This is a genomic window from Pseudomonas sp. LBUM1641 (assembly GCF_059716235.1).
In genome coordinates this window covers 2,984,563-3,006,740 of sequence record NZ_CP166815.1, presented here as the reverse complement: position 1 = coordinate 3,006,740, position 22,178 = coordinate 2,984,563, and the positions used below count along the sequence as shown (strand labels likewise).

Sequence of the window (22,178 nt, the reverse complement as noted above, 5' to 3'; positions counted from 1 at the left end):
AGGCTTATGTGGGAGCTGGCTTGCCTGCGATGGCATCACCGCGGTCTGACTGACAGACCGAGGTGCCTGCATCGCGGGCAAGCCCGGCTCCCACACAAACCGGGTTCCCACATTTTTGATCTGCTGCGTCTGGGTTACTTGCGCGCCGCCTCCCACGACTTCAGCAACTCGTTATAGCTAACCGTTTCACCCTGTGGCTTCTCATTCGCCAACTTAGGCTTCGGCGCGCCCGGCTGGTCGAACCAGTACTGCGCATCCCGTTCCTCGTTCATTTTCGGCCCGCAAATCGGCTGCACCTTGGAGCGTTCCAGGCGCGTCATGATCGCGTCCTGATCCTTGGCCAACCCATCCAGCGCCTGCTGCGGCGTCTTCTCTCCGCTGGCCGCTTCCGAAATACCGTGCACCTCATCGAGATGGCCCGAACCTTGGCTGATCAGGCGCTGGATTGTCTGAAACCACACTAAATTCGAAAACACCGCAAACCCAATGTGGGAGCGGACTTGCTCGCGAAAGCGATCTGTCAGTCACATATCTGCTGACTGATCCACCGCATTCGCGAGCAAGCCCGCTCCCACATTTTTGATCTCCTGCGTCTGGGTTACTTGCGCGCCGCCTCCCACGACTTGAGCAACTCGTTATAGCTAACCGTCTCGCCCTGCGGCTTCTCATTCGCCAACTTAGGCTTCGGCGCACCCGGCTGGTCGAACCAGTACTGCGCATCCAGTTCTTCGTTCATTTTCGGCCCGCAAATCGGCTGCACCTTGGAGCGTTCCAGGCGCGTCATGATCGCGTCCTGATCCTTGGCCGACCCATCCAGCGCCTGCTGCGGCGTCTTCTCTCCGCTGGCCGCTTCCGAAATACCGTGCACCTCATCGAGATGGCCCGAACCTTGGCTGATCAGGCGCTGGATTGTCTAAAACCACACTAAATTCGAAAACACCACAAACCCAATGTGGGAGCGGGCTTGCTCGCGAAAGCGATCTGTCAGTCACCTATCTGCTGACTGATCCACCGCATTCGCGAGCAAGCCCGCTCCCACATTTTTGATCTGCTGCGTCTGGGTTACTTGCGCGCCGCCTCCCACGACTTGAGCAACTCGTTATAGCTAACCGTCTCGCCCTGCGGCTTCTCATTCGCCAACTTAGGCTTCGGCGCACCCGGCTGGTCGAACCAGTACTGCGCATCCCGTTCTTCGTTCATTTTCGGCCCGCAAATCGGCTGCACCTTGGAGCGTTCCAGGCGCGTCATGATCGCGTCCTGATCCTTGGCCAACCCATCCAGCGCCTGCTGCGGCGTCTTCTCTCCGCTGGCCGCTTCCGAAATGTGGCTCCACCACAATTGCGCCAACCGTGGATAGTCCGGCACGTTGGTGCCGGTCGGGGTCCACTCCACGCGGGCCGGGCTGCGGTAGAACTCCACCAACCCGCCGAGTTTCGGCGCCAGGTCGGTCATGGCCTGGGAGTTGATGTCGGACTCACGAATCGGTGTCAGGCCAACGATGGTTTTCTTCAGCGAAACGGTTTTCGAGGTCACGAATTGCGCGTAAAGCCAGGCCGCCAGTTTCTGCTTCTCGGGTGTCGACTTGAGGAAGGTCCAGGAACCCACGTCCTGATACCCTTTCTTCATGCCCTTTTCCCAATAAGGCCCGACGGGTGATGGCGCCATGCGCCACTTCGGCGTGCCATCGGCGTTCACCACCGGCAAGCCCGGCTTGGTCATGTCGGCGGTAAACGCGGTGTACCAGAAAATCTGCTGGGCGATGTTGCCCTGGGATGGCACCGGGCCAGATTCGGAGAAGGTCATGCCCGCCGCTTCCGGTGGCGCGTAGGCCTTCATCCAGTCCACGTATTTCTGCGTGGCAAAGACCGCCGCCGGGCCGTTGGTGTCGCCGCCACGGGTCACACTGGAGCCCACCGGGTGGCAGTCCTCCACGCGAATGCCCCACTCGTCCACCGGCAAACCGTTGGGCAGGCCTTTGTCGCCGCCACCGGCCATGGAGAACCAGGCATCGGTGAAGCGCCAGCCGAGGGACGGGTCTTTTTTGCCGTAGTCCATGTGCCCGTAGACGCGCTTGCCGTCGATTTCCTTGACATCTTCGCTGAAGAATTTGGCGATGTCTTCGTAGGCCGACCAGTTCACCGGTACGCCCAGTTCATAGCCGTACTTTTCCTTGAACTTGGCTTTCAGGTCCGCCCGCTCAAACCAGTCGGCACGGAACCAGTACAGGTTGGCGAACTGCTGGTCGGGCAATTGGTAAATCTTGCCGTCCGGCGCGGTGGTGAACGAGATACCGATGAAGTCCTTGATGTCCAGGGTGGGCGAAGTGAAGTTCTTGCCTTCGTTGGCCATCAGGTCGGTGATGGATTCTGTCTTGCCATAGCGAAAGTGCGTACCGATCAAGTCGGAATCGTTGACCCAGCCGTCATAGATATTCTTGTCGGACTGCATCTGGGTTTGCAGCTTCTCCACCACGTCGCCTTCCTGCAGCAGGTCGTGGGTCAGCTTGATCCCGGTGATTTCGCTGAAGGCCTTGGCCAGCACCTTGGATTCGTACTCGTGGGTGGTGAGGGTTTCCGACACCACGTTGATCTTCATCCCACGAAACGGCTCCGCGGCCTTGATAAACCACTTCAGCTCTTCGAGTTGCTGGGCTTCGGTGAGGGTCGACGGTTTGAACTCACTGCCGATCCATTTTTTCGCAGCGTCTTCATAAGCATCCGCCCAGGCCGCAGCACTGAGCCCGCTGAGCGCCAGCACGGCCGCCAATGAAATGCTATGTCGCAGCTTATTGTTTTTATCGAACATAGAGACCTCCTGGTTTTGGGGTTCAAAAGGGGCAGCTAGCCCCAACGCATCACAGACAACAGCCACACCAGAGACAGCGCGGACGCCACCCAGATGCTCCAGCCGGTTACGCCGATCACCAACAAATGCAGGTAGGCGCTGCCGAGAAGACCGATAAACAAGCGATCACCACGGGTGGTGCTGATCGGTAACAAACCGCGCCGGGGGATACTCGGCGAGCGCAATTCCCAGGTCGTCATGCCCACCAGCAGCAGGCCAATCGCGGCAAAGAACAGTGCCGTCGGGGTAGTCCAGGCCATCCATTCCATCATCGACTCCTCAGACCCGGCCCAGGGCAAAGCCCTTGGCCACGTGGTTGCGAACAAACCAGATCACCAGCATGCCCGGCAGGATGGTCAACACCCCCGCCGCTGCCAGCACGCCCCAGTCGATGCCGGACGCCGACACCGTGCGAGTCATCACTGCCGCAATCGGCTTGGCGTTCACCGATGTCAGCGTGCGCGCCAGCAAGAGTTCGACCCAGGAAAACATGAAGCAGAAAAATGCGGTGACGCCGATTCCCGAGCCAATCAGCGGGATGAAGATCTTTACGAAAAACTTGGGGAAGCTGTACCCATCGATGTAGGCCGTTTCGTCGATTTCCTTCGGTACGCCGGACATGAAGCCTTCGAGAATCCACACCGCCAGCGGCACGTTGAACAGGCAATGAGCCAGGGCCACCGCGATATGCGTATCGAACAAGCCAATGGAGGAATACAGCTGGAAGAACGGCAGCAAAAACACCGCTGGTGGCGCCATGCGGTTGGTCAGCAGCCAGAAGAACAGGTGCTTGTCGCCCAGGAAGCGGTAACGCGAGAACGCATAGGCCGCCGGCAGCGCCACACTCAGGGAAATCACCGTGTTGAGGCTGACGTAGTACAGCGAGTTGAGGTAGCCGGTGTACCAGCTCGGGTCAGTGAAAATCACCTTGTAGTTGGCAAAGGTAAAATCCTGAGGAAACAGGGTCAGGCCGCCGAGGATTTCGGTGTTGCTCTTGAAGGACATGTTCAGCAGCCAGTAGATCGGCACCAGCAGGAACAGGATGTAGACCAGCAGCGGGATCAGCTTGCGCTTGCTCATGTTGGCGGCCTCAGCGGTTGGCGTCGGAGTGGGTCATGGCGGTATAGAACAGCCAGGACACCAACAGGATGATCAGGAAGTACACCAGGGAAAACGCTGCCGCCGGGCCCAGGTCGAATTGCCCGACAGCCATCTGGGTAAGGGTCTGACTGAGGAAGGTGGTGGCATTCCCCGGCCCGCCGCCCGTCAGCACAAACGGCTCGGTGTAGATCATGAAGCTGTCCATGAAGCGCAGCATCACCGCGATCAGCAGCACGCTTTTCAGCTTTGGCAGCTGGATATGTCGGAATACCGCCCAGCTCGACGCCCGATCAATCCGCGCCGCCTGGTAGTACACATCGGGGATCGCCCGCAGCCCCGAAAAACACAGCAACGCCACCAGGGACGTCCAGTGCCACACGTCCATCACCAGCACCGTGACCCAGGCGTCCATGGTGTTGGCCGCGTAGTTGTAGCTGATGCCCATGGCGTTGAGCGTTGAACCCAGCAGGCCGATATCGGCGCGGCCGAAAATCTGCCAGATGGTGCCGACCACGTTCCACGGAATCAGCAGCGGGATCGCCATCACGATCAACACCAGCGAGGACCAGCGACCCTTGGTGGGCATGGTCAGGGCGATGGCGATGCCCAGCGGTATCTCGATCAGCAACACACACGCGGAATAGATGAATTGGCGCAGCAGCGAGTCATGCAGGCGCGGGTCCAGCAGTACCTGTTTGTACCAGTCGGCGCCGACGAAGTAGCGGCTGGACTGGTCGAAGATGTCCTGCACCGAGTAGTTGACCACGGTCATCATCGGGATCACCGCGCTGAAAGCCACCAGCAGGAACACCGGCAATACCAGCCACCAGGCCTTGTTGTTCTGCACCTTGTTCATGGCTGCACCTCCAGCAAGTAGTCATCGGCATACACCATCAACCATTGCCCAGGAAAGCTGATGGACGCCTGGCCCTCGGGCACCGGCTTGTCTTCGGCCAGGCGCACCTTCAACGGTGCGCCATCGAGGTTGAGGGTCATGATCTTGTAGGTGCCCAGGTCTTCGACATGCGTGACTTGTGCCTGTAGCGCGTCGGGATTGTGCTCATCCCACACATGGATAAATTCCGGGCGGATGCCGACCTGCAGCTTCTTATAGGGTTTTTCGCCAATGCGCTGCTGCAACGCCTCGGGCAACGCCAGATGTGTCCCGGCAAAGCGCACGCCACCCGCCTCTGCCTGCACTTCAATCAGATTCATCCCCGGGCTGCCGATGAAATAGCCGACAAAGGTGTGGCTCGGCCGCTCGAACAACTCCCGGGGCGTACCGAACTGCACGATCTGGCCGCCGTACATCACCGCGATCTTGTCGGCGAAGGTCGAGGCTTCCAGTTGGTCGTGGGTCACGTAGACCATGGTGATGTTGAATTGCTCGTGGATCTGCTTGAGCTTACGCCGCAGCTTCCACTTCAGGTGCGGGTCGATCACCGTCAGCGGTTCGTCGAACAGGATCGCCGACACGTCATCCCGCACCAGCCCGCGGCCCATGGAGACTTTCTGTTTTTCATCGGCGGTGAGGTTGCGGGCTTTTTTGCCCAGCAGGTTTTGCAGGTCGAGTACCTCGGCAATTTCCTGCACCTTGCTGTGAATCTTCGCCTCGGCCATGCCCTGGTTTCGCAGGGGAAAGGCCAGGTTGTCGAACACGGTCATGGTGTCGTACACCACCGGGAACTGGAACACTTGGGCAATGTTGCGTTTTTCCGGGGTCAGCTCGTTCACCACCTTGGTGTCGAACAGCACCTGGCCTTCGGACGGGCTGAGCAGGCCGGAGATGATGTTGAGCAGGGTCGACTTGCCGCAGCCCGACGGCCCGAGCAACGCATAGGCGCCGCCCTGCTCCCAGACGTGGTTCATTTCGCGAATCGCGTAGTCCTCGGGGCCGTTTGGCTTTGAGCTGTAGCTGTGGGCCAGGTTCTGCAAATGGATCTCGGCCATCAGGCAACCCTCGCGACACGTCGGCCCGGAGCCTGGACCAAACGTCCCTGGCCATCGAACACAAACAATTTGTGGGTAGGGATATAGATGCGGATCGGCGCGTCGACGTCGTACTCGTGCACGCCGGGCAAATGCAGCACCAGCAGGAAGTGTTCGCTGCGCACGTGCAGGAAGGTTTCCGAGCCGCTGATCTCGGCGACCTCCACGGTCACCGCCAGCTCCAGGTCATCGTCGTTGCTCGGCACCAGGCTGATATGGCTGGGGCGCACGCCAAAGCGAAACTCGCCTTCGCCGATGGGCCGCAGGTCAACGTTCAGTGGGAAATGCACGAAGTTGGCGAAGCTCACTTCGTTGCCACTGATACGCCCGGGCATCAGGTTGATCGGCGGCTCGGAAAACAGCTCGGCCGCCAACACGGTTTGCGGCTGGTGATAGACCTCGGCCGCCTTGCCGCTCTGGATCACCCGGCCCTCATGCAGAATCGTGGTGGTGCCGCCCAGGGCCAGGGCTTCGTTGGGTTCAGTGGTGGCGTAGATCGCGATGGTGTGGCGCGCCTTGAACAGCTCGCGCATTTCCTGGCGCAGCTCTTCCCGCAATTTGTAGTCCAGGTTCACCAAAGGTTCATCGAACAGGATCAGCTCGGCGTCCTTGACCAGCGCCCGGGCCATGGCGGTGCGTTGCTGCTGGCCGCCGGAGAGTTCCAGGGGATGACGCTGGAGGAATTTCTCGATACGCAGCATTTTCGCGGTTTCGAGGACCTTGCTCTGGATCTGCTCGGCAGACACACCGGCCTGGCGCAGCGGCGAGGCGATGTTCTCGAACACGGTCATGGTCGGGTAGTTGATGAACTGCTGATAGACCATCGACACGTTGCGCAAACGCACCGGTTTCTGGGTGACATCGACGCCGTTCATCAGGATGCGCCCGCTGTCGGGTTTGTCCAGGCCGGCCATCAGGCGCATCAGGCTGGTCTTGCCGGAGAGCGTGCGGCCCAGCAAGACATTGAAGGAACCGGCTTCGAAACGCAGGTTTGCGTCGTCGATCCAGGTCTGGCCTTCGACAACGCGAGTGACGTGCTCCAGGGTCAATGACATGACACGACCTTTTTATTATTGGAATGGTTCTGGCAGGAACAACACAGAGCGAGTTCCGTGCCAAAAACCCAAAACCCAGGCCGGTCAACGGGTTAGGCAAAAAGCCGATTCGCCTCTGAACAGAAATGAACAGGTCAGGCTGAACAACTGAACAATCGGCGGGTTGACAATGAACAGTTCTGAACAACACTTTGCAGGAGCGAGCTTGCTCGCGAAGAACGTCAACGATAACGCGCTCATCCAGCATGAACGCGGCGCCCTGAAGTTTTTCGCGAGCAAGCTCGCTCCTACATAGATAGAGATAGAGCCCAAAACAACAATAAGACAGGGTCACCGCCATGAGCACACCGCTGGCGCACGATGCCATCATCCAGGACTCCTGGCGCCGCTGCCGGGCTTATGGCCTGGATCATCAGAGCACGCCAAGCTTCGACCAACTGCCCGCAGAAGGCGTCAGGCAGTTGCTGGAAAGCCAGCATTCCCTCGTGCAAACCACCCACCAGGAAGTGCTGCCCTACTACGAGAACATCCTCAGCAACTCCAACTGCCTGATCATGCTCGCCGACAACCAGGGCCAGGTGCTCACATCCTGGGGCACCCAACGGTTTATCGAACCCACGCTGGCCCGGGGCTTCAGCGCTGGCGCCAGCTGGATGGAGCGCTCCAGCGGCACCAACGCCATCGGCACCGCCCTGGCCTGTGCCCAGGCGGTGCATATCGAACACGACGAACACTTCCTCAAGGCCAACCGCTTCATGACCGGCTCGGCGGCGCCGATCTTCGACGCGCAGCGGGAAATCATCGCGGTGCTGGATGTCTCCAGCGACAGTTACCTGCCGCCCTCCCATACCCTCGGCATGGTCAAGATGATGAGCCAGACCGTGGAGAACCGGCTGATCCTCAACCTGTTTCGCGGTGAGCATTTCCAACTGACGTTCAATACCGGCTTGAACAACCTTGATAGCCAATGGGCGGGTCTGCTGATCTTTGATGAAAGTGGCCAGGTACTGTCAGCCAACCGCCGGGCGGACAACCTGCTGGGCATCAGCCTGTCGCGGGTGCTGATCGACAGCCTGTTCAAGGTCTCGCTGCTGGAACTGCTCAACCAGCCCGAAGGCCTGCCCTTCTCGCTGCAAGCCGCCGGGCGCAATCGTTTCCAATGCCTGTTGAAACGGCCCAGGCAGGCGCCGGTCCAGGCGCGTGTGTTTGTGGAAACCAAAAAAACCAGCGAACCCGCCCCCACGGCCATCAGCCTCAAGACCCTGCACTTCGGCGACGCCCGGGTGGAAAAAGCGGTACGTCAGGCCGAGCGCCTGCTGGAAAAGGACATCCCGTTGCTGATCCATGGCGAAACCGGCGTCGGCAAGGAAGTGTTCGTCAAAGCCCTGCACCAGGCCAGTTCCCGCAGCCAACAAGCGTTTATCGCTGTCAACTGCGCAGCAATCCCCGCCGAACTGGTGGAATCAGAACTGTTCGGCTACGAAAAAGGCGCGTTCACCGGCGCCAACCAGAAAGGCAGCATCGGGCTGATCCGCAAGGCAGACAAAGGCACGTTGTTCCTCGACGAGATCGGCGACATGCCGCTGCCGACCCAGGCCCGTCTGTTGCGGGTATTGCAGGAACGGTGTGTGCAACCGGTGGGTAGCAGCGAGTTGTACCCGGTGGATTTGCGGATCATCTCCGCCACCAACCGCGCGCTGCGGGAGCAGGTACAGCTCGGGCGCTTTCGCGAAGACCTGTATTACCGCATCGGCGGCCTGACCCTGGAACTGCCGCCGCTACGGGAGCGCACGGATAAACAGGCGTTGTTCAAGCAGCTGTGGCAACAGCATCGCGAACCGACCCAGTGGGCGGGCTTGAGTGATGAGGTGCTTGCCTTGTTTGAACAGCATCCGTGGCCGGGGAACCTGCGCCAGGTGAGCAGCGTGTTGCAGGTGGCGCTGGCCATGGCGGAAGAGCAGCCGATTCGAGTGGAACATTTGCCGGATGATTTTTTTGTGGATTTGAATGGGGTGGTGCCAGAACCAGCCGGTGAAAGGCTGGATGACAGCATGGACCTTGTCCAACGGTTGAAGGCGGCGGGCGGCAATATCTCGCACCTGGCTCGGGAACTGGGGGTTAGCCGCAATACCTTATACAAGCGACTGCGGCAAAACGAGGATTCCGCCTAGGAACACAATCAAAAATGTGGGAGCGGGCTTGCTCGCGAATGCGGTGTGTCAGCCAATAAATCTGGCACTGACACTCCGCATTCGCGAGCAAGCTCGCTCCCACATTGGAACTCCATTGGGTTTGAGAGGTGGGCTCAGTTCAGAACTGGCGTTACCCCCATCGGCACTTTGCGCCCCGGTGCTGCCATCTCGAACAAGTTTTGAACTCGCGCACTCTCCTCCTCACTCGGCTTGATCGCCAATGCACACGCCACAAAAATCCCCGCATTGACCACCAGCCCGACGATCCCGCTGGTCAACGAGCCCAGCCCGGGAATGTCGTCCGGGTACAGCGTCGTCAGTACAATCGCCACCACAATCCCCGCCAGCATCCCGGCAATCGCGCCTTCCTTGTTGCCGCGACGGCTGAAGATCCCGAAGAACAGCGGCACCGCCAATTGGATAATCCCCTGGTAGGAAATCTGCGCCAGCAATTGCAGCCGCGCGTAATCAAAGGTCAGGTACGCCAGCACCGAGGCGGCGACGATAAACACCACCATCCCGGACTTGGCCAGCAGCGTCAGTTGCCGGTCGGTACGCGGAGTGTTCCAGGTGGCCAGGTCGTTGGCGAACTGGGTGCCGCATACCTGCACGCAGCCGTCGACGTGGCCGATGCTCGCCGCCAGTACGATGACGATTGCCAGCGCCAGCATCCATGGCCCGCCGATGTCGAACAGCGAGAGGAACCAGCCTTGTTGCGGGTGCGCGATGACGTTCGGGTCCTGGCTGATGGCCGCGGCGAACAGCATCAGAATCCCGTAGAAACCACCCACCAGCAGGATCGTGTACAGCGTGCCTTTCTTCACCGCCTTGACGCCGCTGGCGGTGTAGATGCGCTGGAAGCTCATGGGCCAGCACATCGAGCCGATCACCCCGGTGAAGATCAGGCTGAACATATACAGCGGGCCATAACCGGTGCCGCTGGCGCCGGGAATCAGCAGCATTTTCTCCGGCAGGTGCGCCAGGTTGGAGAACGACGCCTGGTCGCCGAACAGCAGGAACACACACAGCGCTGCGCACACGACATAGGCGATCAGGCCCTGGAACATGTCGGTCATGATCAGCCCGCGCATGCCCATGCTCACGGTCCAGTACTGGCGCACCAGCACCACCACCACGCCGGCGATCAGGCAGGTGGTGACGCCCCAGCGGCCGAAGCTGGCGAACTGGAACAGCATCGCCAAGGCCTGGATGCCCATCACCACCCACGGGAACACCGAGATGATGCCGATGATCGAGGCGACGCGCTTGACCACCGGGCTGTTGAAGCGCATGCCGAGCAAGTCCGGCTGGGTGCGCAAGTTGAAACGTTGGCCCCAGGTCCAGGCGCGGCGGGCCATCAGGTACATCGCCGTCACGCCAAGGGTGGCGTAGACCATGCCGTAGAAGCCCAGGGCGCCGCCGATGGTCAGGGCGAAAAATGCGGTAAAGGTCGAGCCCGGCCACCAGGAGTTGGTGTAACACATGGCGATGTACCACGGCCCATAGGAGCGCCCGCCTACGGCGTAATCGGAAAAGCTCGTGCTCTCGCGGTTGGTGGCGTACAGCACGGCAATCATCCCGGCCAGAAACAGGCCGATGACGCCGAAAGTGATAAAGAGGTTGGCATCGCTGGTGGTGCTGATCATTGCGCATCCCCCTCTTCGGGTATTTCGCCAGCCTTCAGCTCGGCGACGTACAACGCCCACAGGCCCAGGCCGGCGAGGACTGCAATGGCAATCCAGTAGAAGATCGGCAACGGAATGCCCAGTACCAACGCGGTACTGCCGCTCACGCTCAAATAGAACGGCGGGAACAAGGCGAGCATCAGCAACAGGAAAAAATACACGCCGAAAATTTGGCTTTTCAGGCGTCCGGGTGGCGCGCTATCGGATTTCATGAGTCGGGTGCTCCTTGAATTTGTGGATCGTTTTTTTGTGTGATCAAACAAAAATCAAGCAGTGAAAACGCAGGCACCAATCGGCGCCCAAGTGACTTCATTCAATGCATTATTGTTGTAGGGCGCAGGCTCAAGCCTGTCTTAGCCAGGTTTCCCATTGCGAATCGTTGATGATGCTGCGGGCCCGCATGTGCTTCCAGGTGCCGTATTTGTAGAAGTCGAAATCCAGCTGCGACACCGCGTGCTGCACCATCGCCCAGGTCGACCATTTGATGTCCGCCAGGGCCTTGTGCAACTTGATGCGCGCGAGGTTCTGCGGGGTGACCTGGCCGAAGTAGTCTTCGATCAAGGCCAGCTCCATTTCATCGGTGAAAAACATTTCGCCGAACCACAACGCCAGTTCGTAATGCCGGTCGTTGTTGGAGGCGTATTCAAAGTCCACCAGGCGAATCTGCCGACGGTCGTTGAGCATGAAATTACCCGCCAGGGTGTCGTTCATGCAGGGTGCCAAATCCATGCCTGAGGCTTGCAGCACGCCCCGGGCGCGGTCGCATTGGCGGCGCAGCCAGGCGTCGTCGGCGGGCTTGCAGCCGTTGAGTTGCTCCACTTGGCGCTGGTGCTCGGCGATCATGTCGAACACGGTTTTGGTCTGCACCAACGGCGGCTGGTCGTTGAAGGCCTTGAGGGCATGCAGCGCGTTATGGCGCACGTCGCGGTCGAGAAAGTCATGGTTGGACGAGGCGCGCCAGCCTTCCATGAACTCGAAGACTTCCACGCCGAACTCTTCAAGGAAGGCAAACACCGGCGCGCCATAACCGGTTTGCGCGGCCTTGAGGCTGGCATCGTGGGCCGTGCGGCGGTCGATAAACATCTCGGTGCCCACCCCCGGTACCTTGAAGAAATACGCGGTGTCGATCCCGGCCACCTCCACCCGCCAGTTGGTGTTGGAAATCCCGCCGCTGACCGGTTCATAACGAATGCCGCTGCCGCCCCAACTGGCAACCCCGCGCACCGCCGCTTCCAGCTGACACTCTTGTGGCGTACACGCCTCACCTAACGCTTTCATGCCTGCCCCTCCTGTACCTGACGTAGCCAACCTTCGAACCGTGGGTCTTGCAGACCCTGGCGGCAGCGCAACAGCGTCCACTGCCCGACCTTGGAAAACTCCAACGGCCGCGCCGAAGTAGCGCCGACCCACAGCCCCCAAAGGGTCCAGTACCAATCGTTGATCAAGGCGTACAAGCGGCAGCGGGCGTAGTCGCTTTCGCGGCATTCGCCGGCCCAGGCGACAATGCCTTCGCGCCAATCGCTTTCGAAGACATACAGTTCGTTGAGGCTGATGGCCACGTCGTACCAGGGATCGCCGCAGCCAGCGTAGTCGAAGTCGATCAGTTGCAAGGCGCCGTCCGGGCCAATCATCACGTTGCTCGCCACGCCGTCGCCGTGCAGCGGTACCGAGTCGCTGGCGCTCAGTTGCAACGAGGTCCACGCCAGGTCAATGCAGGTGCTGATCCAGACGTGGTCGATGGGCAAGGCCACGCTGTAGCGCACGCATAACTCACGCAGGTGCTGGATATCTTGCAACGGCGAGCGGGTAAAACCCGGCGAGGTTCCGGCGTGCAGTTGTTTCTTCAGGGCCCAGAGCGCTTGCAGGCGCTGGGGTGGCATCAATTCGTCGAGGCGCGCCCAGCGCCATTCGCTGGCGGGCAAGGCATCCAGCAGCAACACGCCGGCCGCCGCATCCACCAGGCGCACACCGGGCGTCACGTCGCAATCCGCCGCCAGTTGGGTGGCGCGGGCGGTGCGTTCGATGTCGATCAGCGCACGCATGTCGTCATGCAAGACTTTGGCGTAACACTGGCCCCATGGCGCGGTGACGGTATAGCCGGTCCACTCGGTGGCCAGCCGCACCGGCGAGGCGATCCCGGCGGTGCCCTCTTCGATCACCACGTGGGCGGACAAGCCGGCAGCCTCCAGGGCGCCCAGCAGCCGTGACTTTGCTTGCAAACGACTCGACATGGCAGACCTCAGCGGTAGGCGTTGGGGGTGGAACAGGCGCGGTGCAACAACGCAGTCAGCATGTGCAAACCGTTGCGCATGTCCTGCTCGCTGGTGAACTCCGCTTCGTTATGGGACACGCCATTGCTGCTCGGGATAAACAGCAGACACACCGGGTAGTGCCGGCTCAGGCTGATGGCGTCGTGGCCTGACACGGTGACGCTGTTTCCGATGGGCAAGCCCAGTTGCTGGCCGACGCTGTAGGCCAGTTCGGAAAAACCGTGGTGCAGGTGCGTTGGTTCACGCAGGGCGCGGCTTTCGACGGTGTAGTCCGTTGACGTGGCGCTGGCGATGGCCTGGAGGCTGGCGTCCAGGCGCTCACCCGCAGCGGCCAGCAACTCAGTGTTTGGCGAACGGTATTCCACATGCAGCGTCACGCTGGACGGCACAACGTTGGGAGAATTGGGGTAAATCTCCAGGCGCCCCACCGAGCTGTGCAGTTGCACGCCGTGCAAGTCGGCCTCGGCCCGCACAGCGGTGATCGCGTGGGCGGCGGCCAGCAAGGCATCCTTGCGCGCGGCCATGGGCGTTGGGCCGGTGTGGTTCTGTTCGCCGATGAAACGAATCCGTTGCTTGAGGGCGGCCCAGGTGTCGCGGACCACACCGATGGCCAGACCGTCGCGCTCAAGGCCGCCGCCTTGTTCGACGTGGATTTCCACATAACCGGCGACGTCCAGTGCGACCTTGCCTTCCCCCAGATAACCAATCTGTTGCAGCGCATGCTTGAGGCTGATGCCATCGCCATCGCGGCAGGCCCAGGCGTCTTGCAGGGCCAGGTCGCCGGTGAACACGCTGCTGCCGATCAGGCTGGGCTGGAAACGCGCGCCCTCCTCATTGGTCCAGTTCACCACCGCCAGGTTGCACGCCGGGACTTCACCGCGTTCGCGCAACTGCCGGGCCACGCTGGCCACCGCGACCGCGCCGGCCAGCACGCCATACACGCCATCAAAGCGCCCGGCACTCGGCTGGCTGTCCAGGTGCGAGCCACACAGCACGTAGGGCGCGTCTGGATTAAAGGTGATCAAACCGAACATATTCCCCACTGCATCCACGCGCACTTCAAAGCCGCGCTCAGTCAGCCAGCCCGCGAACACGTCGCGCACGGCGCCGTCTTCGGCCGAGGCGGCCAGGCGATGCAGCCCACCGGCCTGGGTCGCGCCGATGGCTGAGGTGTCGCGGAACAGCGCCTCGAAGGTTGCAAGGTCCTGTTCACTGGGCGACAGCAACTCAGGGGTAAAGGATGTCGACATGGGCTTGCTCCAGGCGGCTCGCAAAATCGTCGGACGGCGCACGATTGGTGACCAGGATCGTGACGGCGCTGAACGGCAGCGTATTGATAAAGGTGCGGTGGCCGAACTTGGCGTCGTCGGCCAGGATCACGCTGCGCAGGCTGTGTTTGGTCAGCTCCCGGCGCAGCAGCGCCTCGGGTTCCTGGTAGTCCATGAACCCCAGCTCCAGGTCGACAGCGCCGATGCCCATGAAGGCAATGTCGTAGTGAAACTGTCGGACGAATTCCAGGGTATGGGCGCCAATCAGCGCGTTGTCGTTGCGGCGTACATCGCCAGGCACCACCAGCACCTGATTGGCGCTTTGTTCGGTGATCAGGCGGGCGATGTCCAGGGAGTTGGTGATGATGCGCAACTGGCTGAAAGCGGTCAGTTGCTGGGCCAGGGCCAGGGTCGAGGTGCCGGTGTCGAGAAACAGCACCATGCCTTCGCTCACCAGCTTCGCCGCACACACCGCGATGCGCGTCTTGGCCTGGGGCTTGATGCGGCTGCGCACTTGCAGCGGTTGTTCTTCGTTGAGCCGCGGCAGGATCGCGCCACCGTGGATACGCCGCAGCTTGCCGGCTTCTTCCAGGTACTTGAAGTCGCGGCGGATGGTTTCTTCGGAGACGAACAGCGCCTGCGCCAGGTCCGACGCCTTGACGCGCTGGTGTTGGGTGAGCAGGAGCATTATTTCGTCGAGACGTGGCTGGTTGAGCATAAAAGAGGTATTCCAGGGCAGGTTCAGGCGGCCGGTATTGCGCGGCCCACGGCGAGACGCGGCGCGTGCCGGTCCAGCAGGGAGCATAGAGCGTAATACGGCCATGGACAGGGTCACGGGTACCTCTCACTCATCAGGGTGTGAAAGGGCAGGACAACACAAAGCGTTTATCACGGGCCGGCTTCTTTTGAGCCCACTCCGGGTGTAATCAATCAGGGCATCAGCATCGGGGGAAGGTGCTGATCCCAAGGGGCGATGGCTTCCACGGCTGCGCAGAATTGCAGCACCTGGGCGTCGGCAAAGCGCCGGCCGATCACCTGCAAGCCAATCGGCAAACCGCTCGGGCTAAAGCCACAAGGCAGGCTGGCGGCGGGGTTGCCGGTGATATTGAACGGATAGGTAAACGGCGTCCACCGGGCCCAGGGCACCGCGCCCTCCTCCCCTGGCCAGCCTTGCGGGGCAACCCGGTCGGCGGCGAACGGCAGGATCGGCATCGTCGGCATCAGCAGCACGTCGTAGTCGTTAAACAATGCGTGTACCTGATTGGCGAACAGTGCGCGCTGTTGCACGGCTTTTAGATAGGCCGCCAAATCGTAATCGGCGGAGCGTTTGATCAGTGCGGCGAAGCCTGGGTCCAGTTGGTCGAGGCGATCGGCCAGGGATTTGCCGTAAGCGATCCCGCGCCCGCCCACCCACAGGGTTTCGAAGGTGGCCAGCGGGTCTTGCCAGTCCAGGGTCAAGGTGGTGACGGTGACCGGCAGCTCATCTGCGAGGTAATGCACCGCGGCTTCGACGGTGGCGGCGATGACCGGGTTCACGGGCGTATCAAACAGGGTTGGGCAATAAGCCACACGCAATGGCCCCAGCGGCTGGTCGCAGCGCGCCAGGTAGGACTCGGTCGGCGCGGGCAAAGCCTGGTGGTCCAGCGGGTCGGGCCCGGAGAGGATATCGAAGAGCAGCGCACTGTCACGCACGGTGCGGGTGATCGGGCCGGCGTGGCTAAGCATTTCAGTAGCCGACCACGGCCAAGTGGGGATGCGCCCGAGGGAGCCTTTAAGGGCGAATGCACCGCAGAAGGCACCGGGGATACGCACCGAACCGCCGCCATCGGAGCCCAGCGTGGCCGGGACCATGCGTGCTGCCACGGCGATGGCCGAGCCGGAGCTGGAGCCGCCGCTGGTGAGTTGTGGGTTCCACGGGTTGCGGCCGTTGCCGAAGACCCGGGAGGTGCTGGCGCCGGTCCAGCCGAATTCGGTGGTGGCGGTCTTGCCGAGGATGATCGCGCCGGCGTCTTTGAGGCGGCGGATGATCGGGGCGTCTTGTGTGGGGACGTTGTCCAGGCCGGTGAGCGAACCGCGGGTGGTGCGCAAATTGGCGGTGGAGAACAGGTCTTTGATGCCGAAGGGGATGCCGTGGAGCGGGCCGCGAAACCGGTTGGCCTGTGCTTCTGCGGTCAGGATCTCGGCTTGTTCCAGCGCGGACTCGGTGTAGACATCGCCGAAGGCATTCAATGTGGAATTGTGGGTTTTGATGGATTCGAGGCTTTGCTCGACCAATTGCACGGGGGTGAGTGTGCCTTGGCGGATACTTTCAGCCGCTTGTAGAACGCTGGGCATTTGAGTCAGTGAGGTATCAGTCTTCATTGAGCATCCAGGGACATCTGCGAAATGATCCAGCGGGTACGTCAATAGACGCCAAGGGAATGAAGGCTGTCAAGTTGGAATTGTTGTGTATGTGGTTTTTGTTGGATTTATTTTTTGCAGTGGATTTGGCTTACGGAAGCTCGCCAGGTTAGTCGCAGGTTTGGCGAAACGTCCTATCAGTAGTAGTGGATAGCTCCGACTTCTTTCTCTTACGAACCTCTGCAAAGTCCCTCGCCTGATCACACAGCGCGAGGGAACGCCGATGCTTTTTCCGATTAACGCCCTGCCCGATGGGGCCGCTTCTTGAATCCCGCCATTGGCAGGCTGGCCCTGGCCCCCATGGATGCGGAGACGAGGGATGTAGAGGCAGTCCTTCTCGACTTCAGGCAGTGCCTTAATACTTTTGACGAATGGGCTGAGAGTTTCTGGAGCTTTTCGGCGCTGGAAGTCGAGCAAGTGTTCAAGGTCGGGGATGAGGTTGCCTTGGTCGCGCCGGTTTCCTCTAAAGCCCCAAGCAGCACCGTTGCGGTGTGCAAACCCAATGGTGCGCTGACCTTGGTGCATATGTTTGAGAGCACACGGTTTGTGCCAATCGGCAACACGCCGGTCATGCTCCAGACCATCGCCGAGGACGGCAGTCCGATCGGTCCTCCCATCCATAAAACCATCGGCCCCAGCGGCATTCTCGAAGTCACCGACTGCACCCGCGACCAGCAGTATCAGGTCAGCATTTATCCCAATGTTTCCAGGGATCACGTCAAGGCGCTCTACGCCTCCTATCAGTCGGTGATCAGTTCGCTGGAAAGCAGCTTGCGCAGCGAATGGACGAACAGCTTCGAAGCGCAGTGGAAACACTATTCAAATGCCAGCGCCCTCGACCGTCGAAAGTTGATGGATGAAGCGTTCGTGCGGGGGATAACGAACACGCTGTACAGCCTTTGGGACGGCATTCCAAACCTGTACGACCTGCTGGCCGACATCAAACCCAACAGCGAAAAATTGCTGCACTACATCTCCCGGGGCGAGCTTGACGAACTGTTGAAGCTCGGCAAAGAGGCAATTGCCAACGGCCTTCTGGTGCTGAGCGATGAACCCCTGCTGTTCATCTATTTGGCCGCGATGTTCAGTTGGGCGCAATTGCTTCCGCCGCCGGATATGAACGAGCTGCTGGGGGAAATGACTCCCGAGGTGCTGCTCAACCTGCTGTTGCTGTTGGCCACCGGCGGCATGGGTGTGACGGTGCGTTTGGGCCCACAGGTGCTGGGCAAGGTCAAGTCCGGGCAGGCACGGGAGTGGTTGGAGCAGATTGCCAAGCTGGGGGGTACGGCCCCGCTGGATGGGCATGCGCAGGTGCTTAAGCCGTTATTGCTTCAGAGTCATGCCGTGCCGGTGAAGGCTGCGGCGGTGCCGTTGAAGGTTGGTCCAGATCAGGTTTCGAATCCGGCGCCGATGGTGCGGGAGCCGACGGCTCGCACGACGCTGGTGAAGCAGGAGCCTGTGGATGATGTGCCTGCTTCGGCGAAAAACCCCAATGGGGATGCTTCGGTTTGTTCGGCGAATACCTGTACCGATGGCTGCCCGGTTTCGATGGTTACCGGTGAGGAGCTGCTGACTCTCACTGACGGCTCGTTGGAGGGTGTGCTGCCGTTTGCCTGGACGCGGTTGTATCGCAGTAGTGCCGTGGAAGTGGATTGCGGGTTGGGGTTTGGCTGGAGTCATTCGTTGGCGCAGCGGTTGGTGGTGAGCGGTGAATCGGTGGTGTGGACCGATCACGAGAACCGCAGCACTACCTTTCCCCTGCCCTCTGCTGCGCGGCCAGCCATCACCAATAGCCTGGCGGAAGCGGCGATTTGTCTGGGCTCCTTACCCGATGAACTGGTGCTGGCTCAGGCGTCGCTTTTCTACCACTTCCGCAACGGTGTGCTGACGTCGATCAGCGATGCGTACGACAACCGGCTACGCATTGCCCGCGACTATTCCGGGCGGATTCAGCGGATCGATAACCACGTTGGCCAAGGATTGCTGCTGCGGTATGACCGCGGGCATATCGTCGCGGTCGACTATCAGGTGCAGCGGGAACTCGGCTGGGTTACCGAGCAAAACGTTGTTGCCTATAAGTACGACGATGCGTGGCGGTTGATCGAAGCGACCAACGCGGTAGGCGAAAGCGAACGTTATCGCTACGACGATCAACAGGTGATCCTGGAACGGGAACTGGCCGGTGGGGCGAGTTTCTTCTGGGAGTGGGAAAGGTCTGGCAAGGCTGCAAGGTGTGTCCGGCACTGGGCCAGCTTTTCGCAGATGGACACGCGGTATGTGTGGGACGACAACGGCACTGTCACCGTGCACAACGCCGATGGCAGCCAGGAAGTCTACGTTCATGACCAGCGCGCACGGCTGGTGCAGCGGATCGATCCGGACGGCGCGCAGCACTTCAAATCCTACGATGAAAAAGGCCGGCTGACGGTCGAGCAGGACCCGCTGGGAGCGGTGACGGCTTATCAGTACGACGAAGCCGGTCGGTTGATTGCGCTGTTTCCCGGTGACGATGCACCCACCTCCTACGAGCATGACAACGGGTTCGTAAGGGTTGTACGCCGTGGTGACGCGGTGTGGAAATACCAGCGTAACGATCAAGGCGATATCACCCGTAAGACTGATCCGGACGGCAATTACACCGAATACACCTACACCCAACACGGAAAGCTCAGCGGCGTCTGGTATCCGGATAACAGCAGTCAGCGGCTGACTTGGGACGAGCGTGGCCAGCTCACCGAAGAGAAGCTGGCGAATGGCGGAGTGCGGCGTTATCGCTATGACGACCTGGGGCGGCAGGTTGCTTGCGAGGATGAGCATGGCGCGCTGACCCAGTATCAGTGGGACGCCGTGGGGCGCTTGCTGAAAGTGATTCAGCCGGGCGGCGCCACTCGCGAATTCAGCTACAACCCGTACGGAAAAATCACTGCAGAGCGCGACGAGCTGGGTCGGGTTACTCGCTATGAGTATGCCGACGGTCTGCACCTGATCAGCCGTCGGATTAATCCGGACGGCACGCAGCTCAAATACCGTTATGACAATGTTCGGTTGTTACTCACCGAGATCGAAAATGAGGTTGGGGAAACCTACCGGCTTGAGTACCACGCCAACGGCCTGATCCAGCAGGAAACCGGGTTTGATGGCCGCCGCACCGCCTACGTCTACGATCTCGCCGGGCACCTGCTGGAAAAGACCGAATACGGCGACGATGGCAGTCAGCTGGTTACCGGTTATGCGCGCGATGCGGCCGGGCGCCTCGTAAGAAAAACCTGCCTGACGGCAGCAGCGTCAATTACACCTACGACCGCCTCGGCAATCTCCTCAACGTCGACGACGGTAATTGGCCGCTCCACTACGAATACGACCTGCAAAACCGCCTAACCGCCGAACACCAGGGCTGGGGCACCTTGCGCTATGGCTACGACGAATGCGGGCAACTCAACTACCTGCGCCTGCCCGATAACAACCGCCTCACCTTTCACCACGACAAAGGCGGCGACCTCGGCACCGTCGAACTCAACGGCAACCTGCTCACCTCGCACCTGTTCAAATCCGGCCGTGAACACCAGCGCCAGCAAGGCCAACTTCTCAGCCACTACCACTACGACGACCAGGGCCGCCTGCACGCCCACGCCATCACCCAACAGGAACAACGCCACCAGCGCCGGCAATACGACTACGACAAACGCGGCAACTTGACCCGCATCCTCGACACCCGCAAAGGCCAGCACGCCTTCCACTACGACCCGCTAGATCGCCTGACCCGCACCGACCATTCGCACGACCTGCAGGAACGCTTCGTCCATGACCCGGCGGGCAACCTGCTGATGCAAGACCGCGTCGGCCCCAGCACCGTGAAAGGCAACCGCCTGTTGATGCAAGGCGACCGTCATTACGACTACGACGCCTTCGGCAATCTCCTGCGCGAACGTCGGGGTCGTGCCCAGCAGTTGGTCACCGAATACCGCTACGACTGCCAACACCGATTGATCGCCGTCACCCAACCGGACGGCACACAGGCCAGCTACCGCTACGACCCGTTTGGCCGCCGTATCGCCAAAACTCTCAACGGCCAGACCACTGAATTCTTCTGGCAAGGCGACACCCTGATCGCCGAACACAGCGCCGATCACCACCAGAGCTACCTCTACGAACCCAACAGCTTCCGCCCGTTAGTGCTGCTGAAGGGCTACGGCCCGGAAGACGTAAAACCCTTCCACTACCAACTCGACCACCTCGGCACCCCACAGGAACTCACCGCATCCGACGGCGAAATCGTCTGGTCCGCCCACTACCGCGCCTACGGCCAAATCGCCAAGCTGGACGTCAACACCATCACCAACCCGCTGCGCTTCCAGGGCCAATACTTCGACCCGGAAAGCGGGCTGCACTACAACCGCCATCGCTACTACAATCCGGACATTGGCCGCTATCTGACGCCCGACCCGGTGAAGCTGGCGGGTGGGCTGAACGGATACCAATACGTGCCCAACCCGACGGGGTGGGTTGACCCACTTGGGTTGAACACCTGCCCGGGTGGCGATGGATGTAAGCCGAAAGCCGTTGATAACGATCCTGCTAGCAAAGTAAAAGCCGATGAAGGTGTACCTTCGGCGCCAGTTATTAAAGGAGTTGATGCGGAAAGCTTGAATCGAACACATAGTATCGAGGGGAAAAGATCAACCAAGCGAGTCGACGAAATCTCCCTCAGCATGCGGAGCAAGGGTTACGACACAAATGAGCCTATCGACGTGGCCGAGGTGAACGGGCAGCGCTATATTATCGACGGGCACCACCGAGCCTCAGCGGCAAGACGGACAAATACGCCAGTCACCGTAAAATTGATCGAGAACCTAAATAGCCATAAGGGAACGCTCAAAAGTAAAGATGACGTAATAAACGCTTCGAATGCTGTTGGACTTGATAGATTGGAAAGGCCGAGACGATGAAAAAGAACAACCTGGAGAATTTGATCCACGAATATCTATATCAAGTGAAAAAAGCGACCGATTTACTTGAACGCACTTTCGGAACAAAAAACATCCTCCGGCTATGGCGCAGAAAAGAAATCCCGCAACGCGGGAGGATCACTGACAACATCTCCTACGAACTACACGGAATTGGCTGCAGAGTCGATTTTTCCGGAGTATGTATCGATTTCGACTACGGCCCAGACGAAAGGGTGGACGGCTTCGACCCGTGGCGGCTTTATATATACGCATGCGAAGTACCACACCGGTACAAAAAGTACACTAACCAGAACACACTCAAACTTGAATTCAAGAATTATGTAGCGCAAGGAAAAGCACAAAAAGTCACTGACTCTATGTCCAACCTATACTTCCTGAATCCTTGACCCTGCTCGCCCCCTGACCAG

General features: G+C 60.2%; 15 protein-coding genes and 3 pseudogenes. 3 read left to right on the top strand and 15 right to left on the bottom strand.

The window, feature by feature from the left end; genetic code table 11:
- Positions 1-134: 134 nt before the first annotated feature.
- The 8 genes and pseudogenes from ACA046_RS13740 to ACA046_RS13705 all read right to left on the bottom strand — a co-directional run.
- A pseudogene (locus tag ACA046_RS13740) lies at positions 135-395 on the bottom strand (carbohydrate ABC transporter substrate-binding protein); the annotation flags it as partial.
- A 203-nt stretch (positions 396-598) separates the two neighbouring features.
- A pseudogene (locus tag ACA046_RS13735) lies at positions 599-859 on the bottom strand (carbohydrate ABC transporter substrate-binding protein); the annotation flags it as partial.
- A 203-nt stretch (positions 860-1,062) separates the two neighbouring features.
- Positions 1,063-2,805: an ABC transporter substrate-binding protein gene (locus ACA046_RS13730; protein ID WP_076014890.1), complete on the bottom strand. Its 1,743-nt coding sequence runs from the start codon at positions 2,803-2,805 to the stop codon at positions 1,063-1,065.
- A gap of 35 nt (positions 2,806-2,840) precedes the next feature.
- A complete protein-coding gene (locus tag ACA046_RS13725; protein ID WP_010173082.1) occupies positions 2,841-3,113 on the bottom strand; it encodes a DUF2160 domain-containing protein in 273 nt (90 codons plus the stop codon).
- A 10-nt stretch (positions 3,114-3,123) separates the two neighbouring features.
- A complete protein-coding gene (locus ACA046_RS13720) occupies positions 3,124-3,924 on the bottom strand; it encodes a carbohydrate ABC transporter permease (RefSeq protein WP_003218530.1) in 801 nt (266 codons plus the stop codon).
- Positions 3,925-3,934: 10 nt separating this feature from the next.
- Complete coding sequence (locus ACA046_RS13715) at positions 3,935-4,801, bottom strand: carbohydrate ABC transporter permease (RefSeq protein WP_010173085.1); 867 nt, start codon at positions 4,799-4,801, stop codon at positions 3,935-3,937.
- On the bottom strand, positions 4,798-5,895 hold the full coding sequence (locus tag ACA046_RS13710) for an ABC transporter ATP-binding protein (RefSeq protein ID WP_167664801.1): 1,098 nt from the start codon (positions 5,893-5,895) through the stop codon (positions 4,798-4,800). Before ACA046_RS13710 ends, ACA046_RS13715 begins: the two co-directional genes overlap by 4 nt.
- Positions 5,895-6,989, bottom strand: coding sequence for an ABC transporter ATP-binding protein (locus ACA046_RS13705; RefSeq protein ID WP_003218524.1), 1,095 nt, complete (start codon positions 6,987-6,989; stop codon positions 5,895-5,897). The genes ACA046_RS13710 and ACA046_RS13705 overlap by 1 nt, the downstream gene beginning before the upstream one ends.
- A gap of 338 nt (positions 6,990-7,327) precedes the next feature.
- On the opposite strand from ACA046_RS13705, the gene ACA046_RS13700 reads away from it, so the two are divergent.
- A complete protein-coding gene (locus tag ACA046_RS13700; RefSeq protein ID WP_459028478.1) occupies positions 7,328-9,160 on the top strand; it encodes a sigma-54-dependent Fis family transcriptional regulator in 1,833 nt (610 codons plus the stop codon).
- A gap of 134 nt (positions 9,161-9,294) precedes the next feature.
- On the opposite strand, the gene ACA046_RS13695 is transcribed toward ACA046_RS13700, so the two are convergent.
- The 7 genes from ACA046_RS13695 to ACA046_RS13665 all read right to left on the bottom strand — a co-directional run bounded on the left by ACA046_RS13695 (position 9,295) and on the right by ACA046_RS13665 (position 16,738).
- On the bottom strand, positions 9,295-10,827 hold the full coding sequence (locus ACA046_RS13695) for a sodium:solute symporter family protein (RefSeq protein WP_459028476.1): 1,533 nt from the start codon (positions 10,825-10,827) through the stop codon (positions 9,295-9,297).
- Positions 10,824-11,078 carry a hypothetical protein gene (locus ACA046_RS13690; RefSeq protein ID WP_439855303.1) on the bottom strand — a complete coding sequence of 85 codons (255 nt, stop codon included), beginning with the start codon at positions 11,076-11,078 and terminating at the stop codon, positions 10,824-10,826. Before ACA046_RS13690 ends, ACA046_RS13695 begins: the two co-directional genes overlap by 4 nt.
- A 130-nt stretch (positions 11,079-11,208) precedes the next feature.
- Entirely contained in the window at positions 11,209-12,144 is a 936-nt protein-coding gene (locus ACA046_RS13685; RefSeq protein ID WP_177026401.1) for a choline kinase family protein, read from the bottom strand.
- Positions 12,141-13,097: a phosphotransferase gene (locus ACA046_RS13680; protein ID WP_497676766.1), complete on the bottom strand. Its 957-nt coding sequence runs from the start codon at positions 13,095-13,097 to the stop codon at positions 12,141-12,143. The genes ACA046_RS13685 and ACA046_RS13680 overlap by 4 nt, the downstream gene beginning before the upstream one ends.
- An 8-nt stretch (positions 13,098-13,105) precedes the next feature.
- On the bottom strand, positions 13,106-14,386 hold the full coding sequence (locus ACA046_RS13675) for a M20 family metallo-hydrolase (protein WP_497676765.1): 1,281 nt from the start codon (positions 14,384-14,386) through the stop codon (positions 13,106-13,108).
- On the bottom strand, positions 14,364-15,122 hold the full coding sequence (locus ACA046_RS13670) for a DeoR/GlpR family DNA-binding transcription regulator (RefSeq protein ID WP_459028468.1): 759 nt from the start codon (positions 15,120-15,122) through the stop codon (positions 14,364-14,366). The genes ACA046_RS13675 and ACA046_RS13670 overlap by 23 nt, the downstream gene beginning before the upstream one ends.
- Before the next feature lie 212 nt (positions 15,123-15,334).
- Positions 15,335-16,738, bottom strand: coding sequence for an amidase (locus tag ACA046_RS13665; protein WP_459029274.1), 1,404 nt, complete (start codon positions 16,736-16,738; stop codon positions 15,335-15,337).
- Between the two features lie 366 nt (positions 16,739-17,104).
- Here ACA046_RS13665 and ACA046_RS13660 point away from each other — a divergent pair.
- Together ACA046_RS13660 and ACA046_RS13655 are read left to right on the top strand one after the other, a co-directional pair.
- Positions 17,105-21,750, top strand: a pseudogene (locus tag ACA046_RS13660) (RHS repeat-associated core domain-containing protein).
- A complete protein-coding gene (locus tag ACA046_RS13655) occupies positions 21,747-22,157 on the top strand; it encodes a DUF6896 domain-containing protein (RefSeq protein WP_497676764.1) in 411 nt (136 codons plus the stop codon). The pseudogene ACA046_RS13660 and the gene ACA046_RS13655 overlap by 4 nt, the downstream one beginning before the upstream one ends.
- Positions 22,158-22,178 lie beyond the last annotated feature (21 nt).

What these genes read in the sequence shown, in the direction of transcription:
- ACA046_RS13675 (WP_497676765.1), bottom strand. Translation starts at nt 14,386, where the DNA reads ATGTCGACATCCTTTACCCCTGAGTTGCTGTCGCCCAGTGAACAGGAC.
- ACA046_RS13720 (WP_003218530.1), bottom strand. Translation starts at nt 3,924, where the DNA reads ATGAGCAAGCGCAAGCTGATCCCGCTGCTGGTCTACATCCTGTTCCTG.
- ACA046_RS13710 (WP_167664801.1), bottom strand. Translation starts at nt 5,895, where the DNA reads ATGGCCGAGATCCATTTGCAGAACCTGGCCCACAGCTACAGCTCAAAG.
- ACA046_RS13730 (WP_076014890.1), bottom strand. Translation starts at nt 2,805, where the DNA reads ATGTTCGATAAAAACAATAAGCTGCGACATAGCATTTCATTGGCGGCC.
- ACA046_RS13680 (WP_497676766.1), bottom strand. Translation starts at nt 13,097, where the DNA reads ATGTCGAGTCGTTTGCAAGCAAAGTCACGGCTGCTGGGCGCCCTGGAG.
- ACA046_RS13700 (WP_459028478.1), top strand. Translation starts at nt 7,328, where the DNA reads ATGAGCACACCGCTGGCGCACGATGCCATCATCCAGGACTCCTGGCGC.
- ACA046_RS13715 (WP_010173085.1), bottom strand. Translation starts at nt 4,801, where the DNA reads ATGAACAAGGTGCAGAACAACAAGGCCTGGTGGCTGGTATTGCCGGTG.
- ACA046_RS13685 (WP_177026401.1), bottom strand. Translation starts at nt 12,144, where the DNA reads ATGAAAGCGTTAGGTGAGGCGTGTACGCCACAAGAGTGTCAGCTGGAA.
- ACA046_RS13725 (WP_010173082.1), bottom strand. Translation starts at nt 3,113, where the DNA reads ATGGAATGGATGGCCTGGACTACCCCGACGGCACTGTTCTTTGCCGCG.
- ACA046_RS13690 (WP_439855303.1), bottom strand. Translation starts at nt 11,078, where the DNA reads ATGAAATCCGATAGCGCGCCACCCGGACGCCTGAAAAGCCAAATTTTC.
- ACA046_RS13695 (WP_459028476.1), bottom strand. Translation starts at nt 10,827, where the DNA reads ATGATCAGCACCACCAGCGATGCCAACCTCTTTATCACTTTCGGCGTC.
- ACA046_RS13705 (WP_003218524.1), bottom strand. Translation starts at nt 6,989, where the DNA reads ATGTCATTGACCCTGGAGCACGTCACTCGCGTTGTCGAAGGCCAGACC.
- ACA046_RS13655 (WP_497676764.1), top strand. Translation starts at nt 21,747, where the DNA reads ATGAAAAAGAACAACCTGGAGAATTTGATCCACGAATATCTATATCAA.
- ACA046_RS13665 (WP_459029274.1), bottom strand. Translation starts at nt 16,738, where the DNA reads ATGCCCAGCGTTCTACAAGCGGCTGAAAGTATCCGCCAAGGCACACTC.
- ACA046_RS13670 (WP_459028468.1), bottom strand. Translation starts at nt 15,122, where the DNA reads ATGCTCAACCAGCCACGTCTCGACGAAATAATGCTCCTGCTCACCCAA.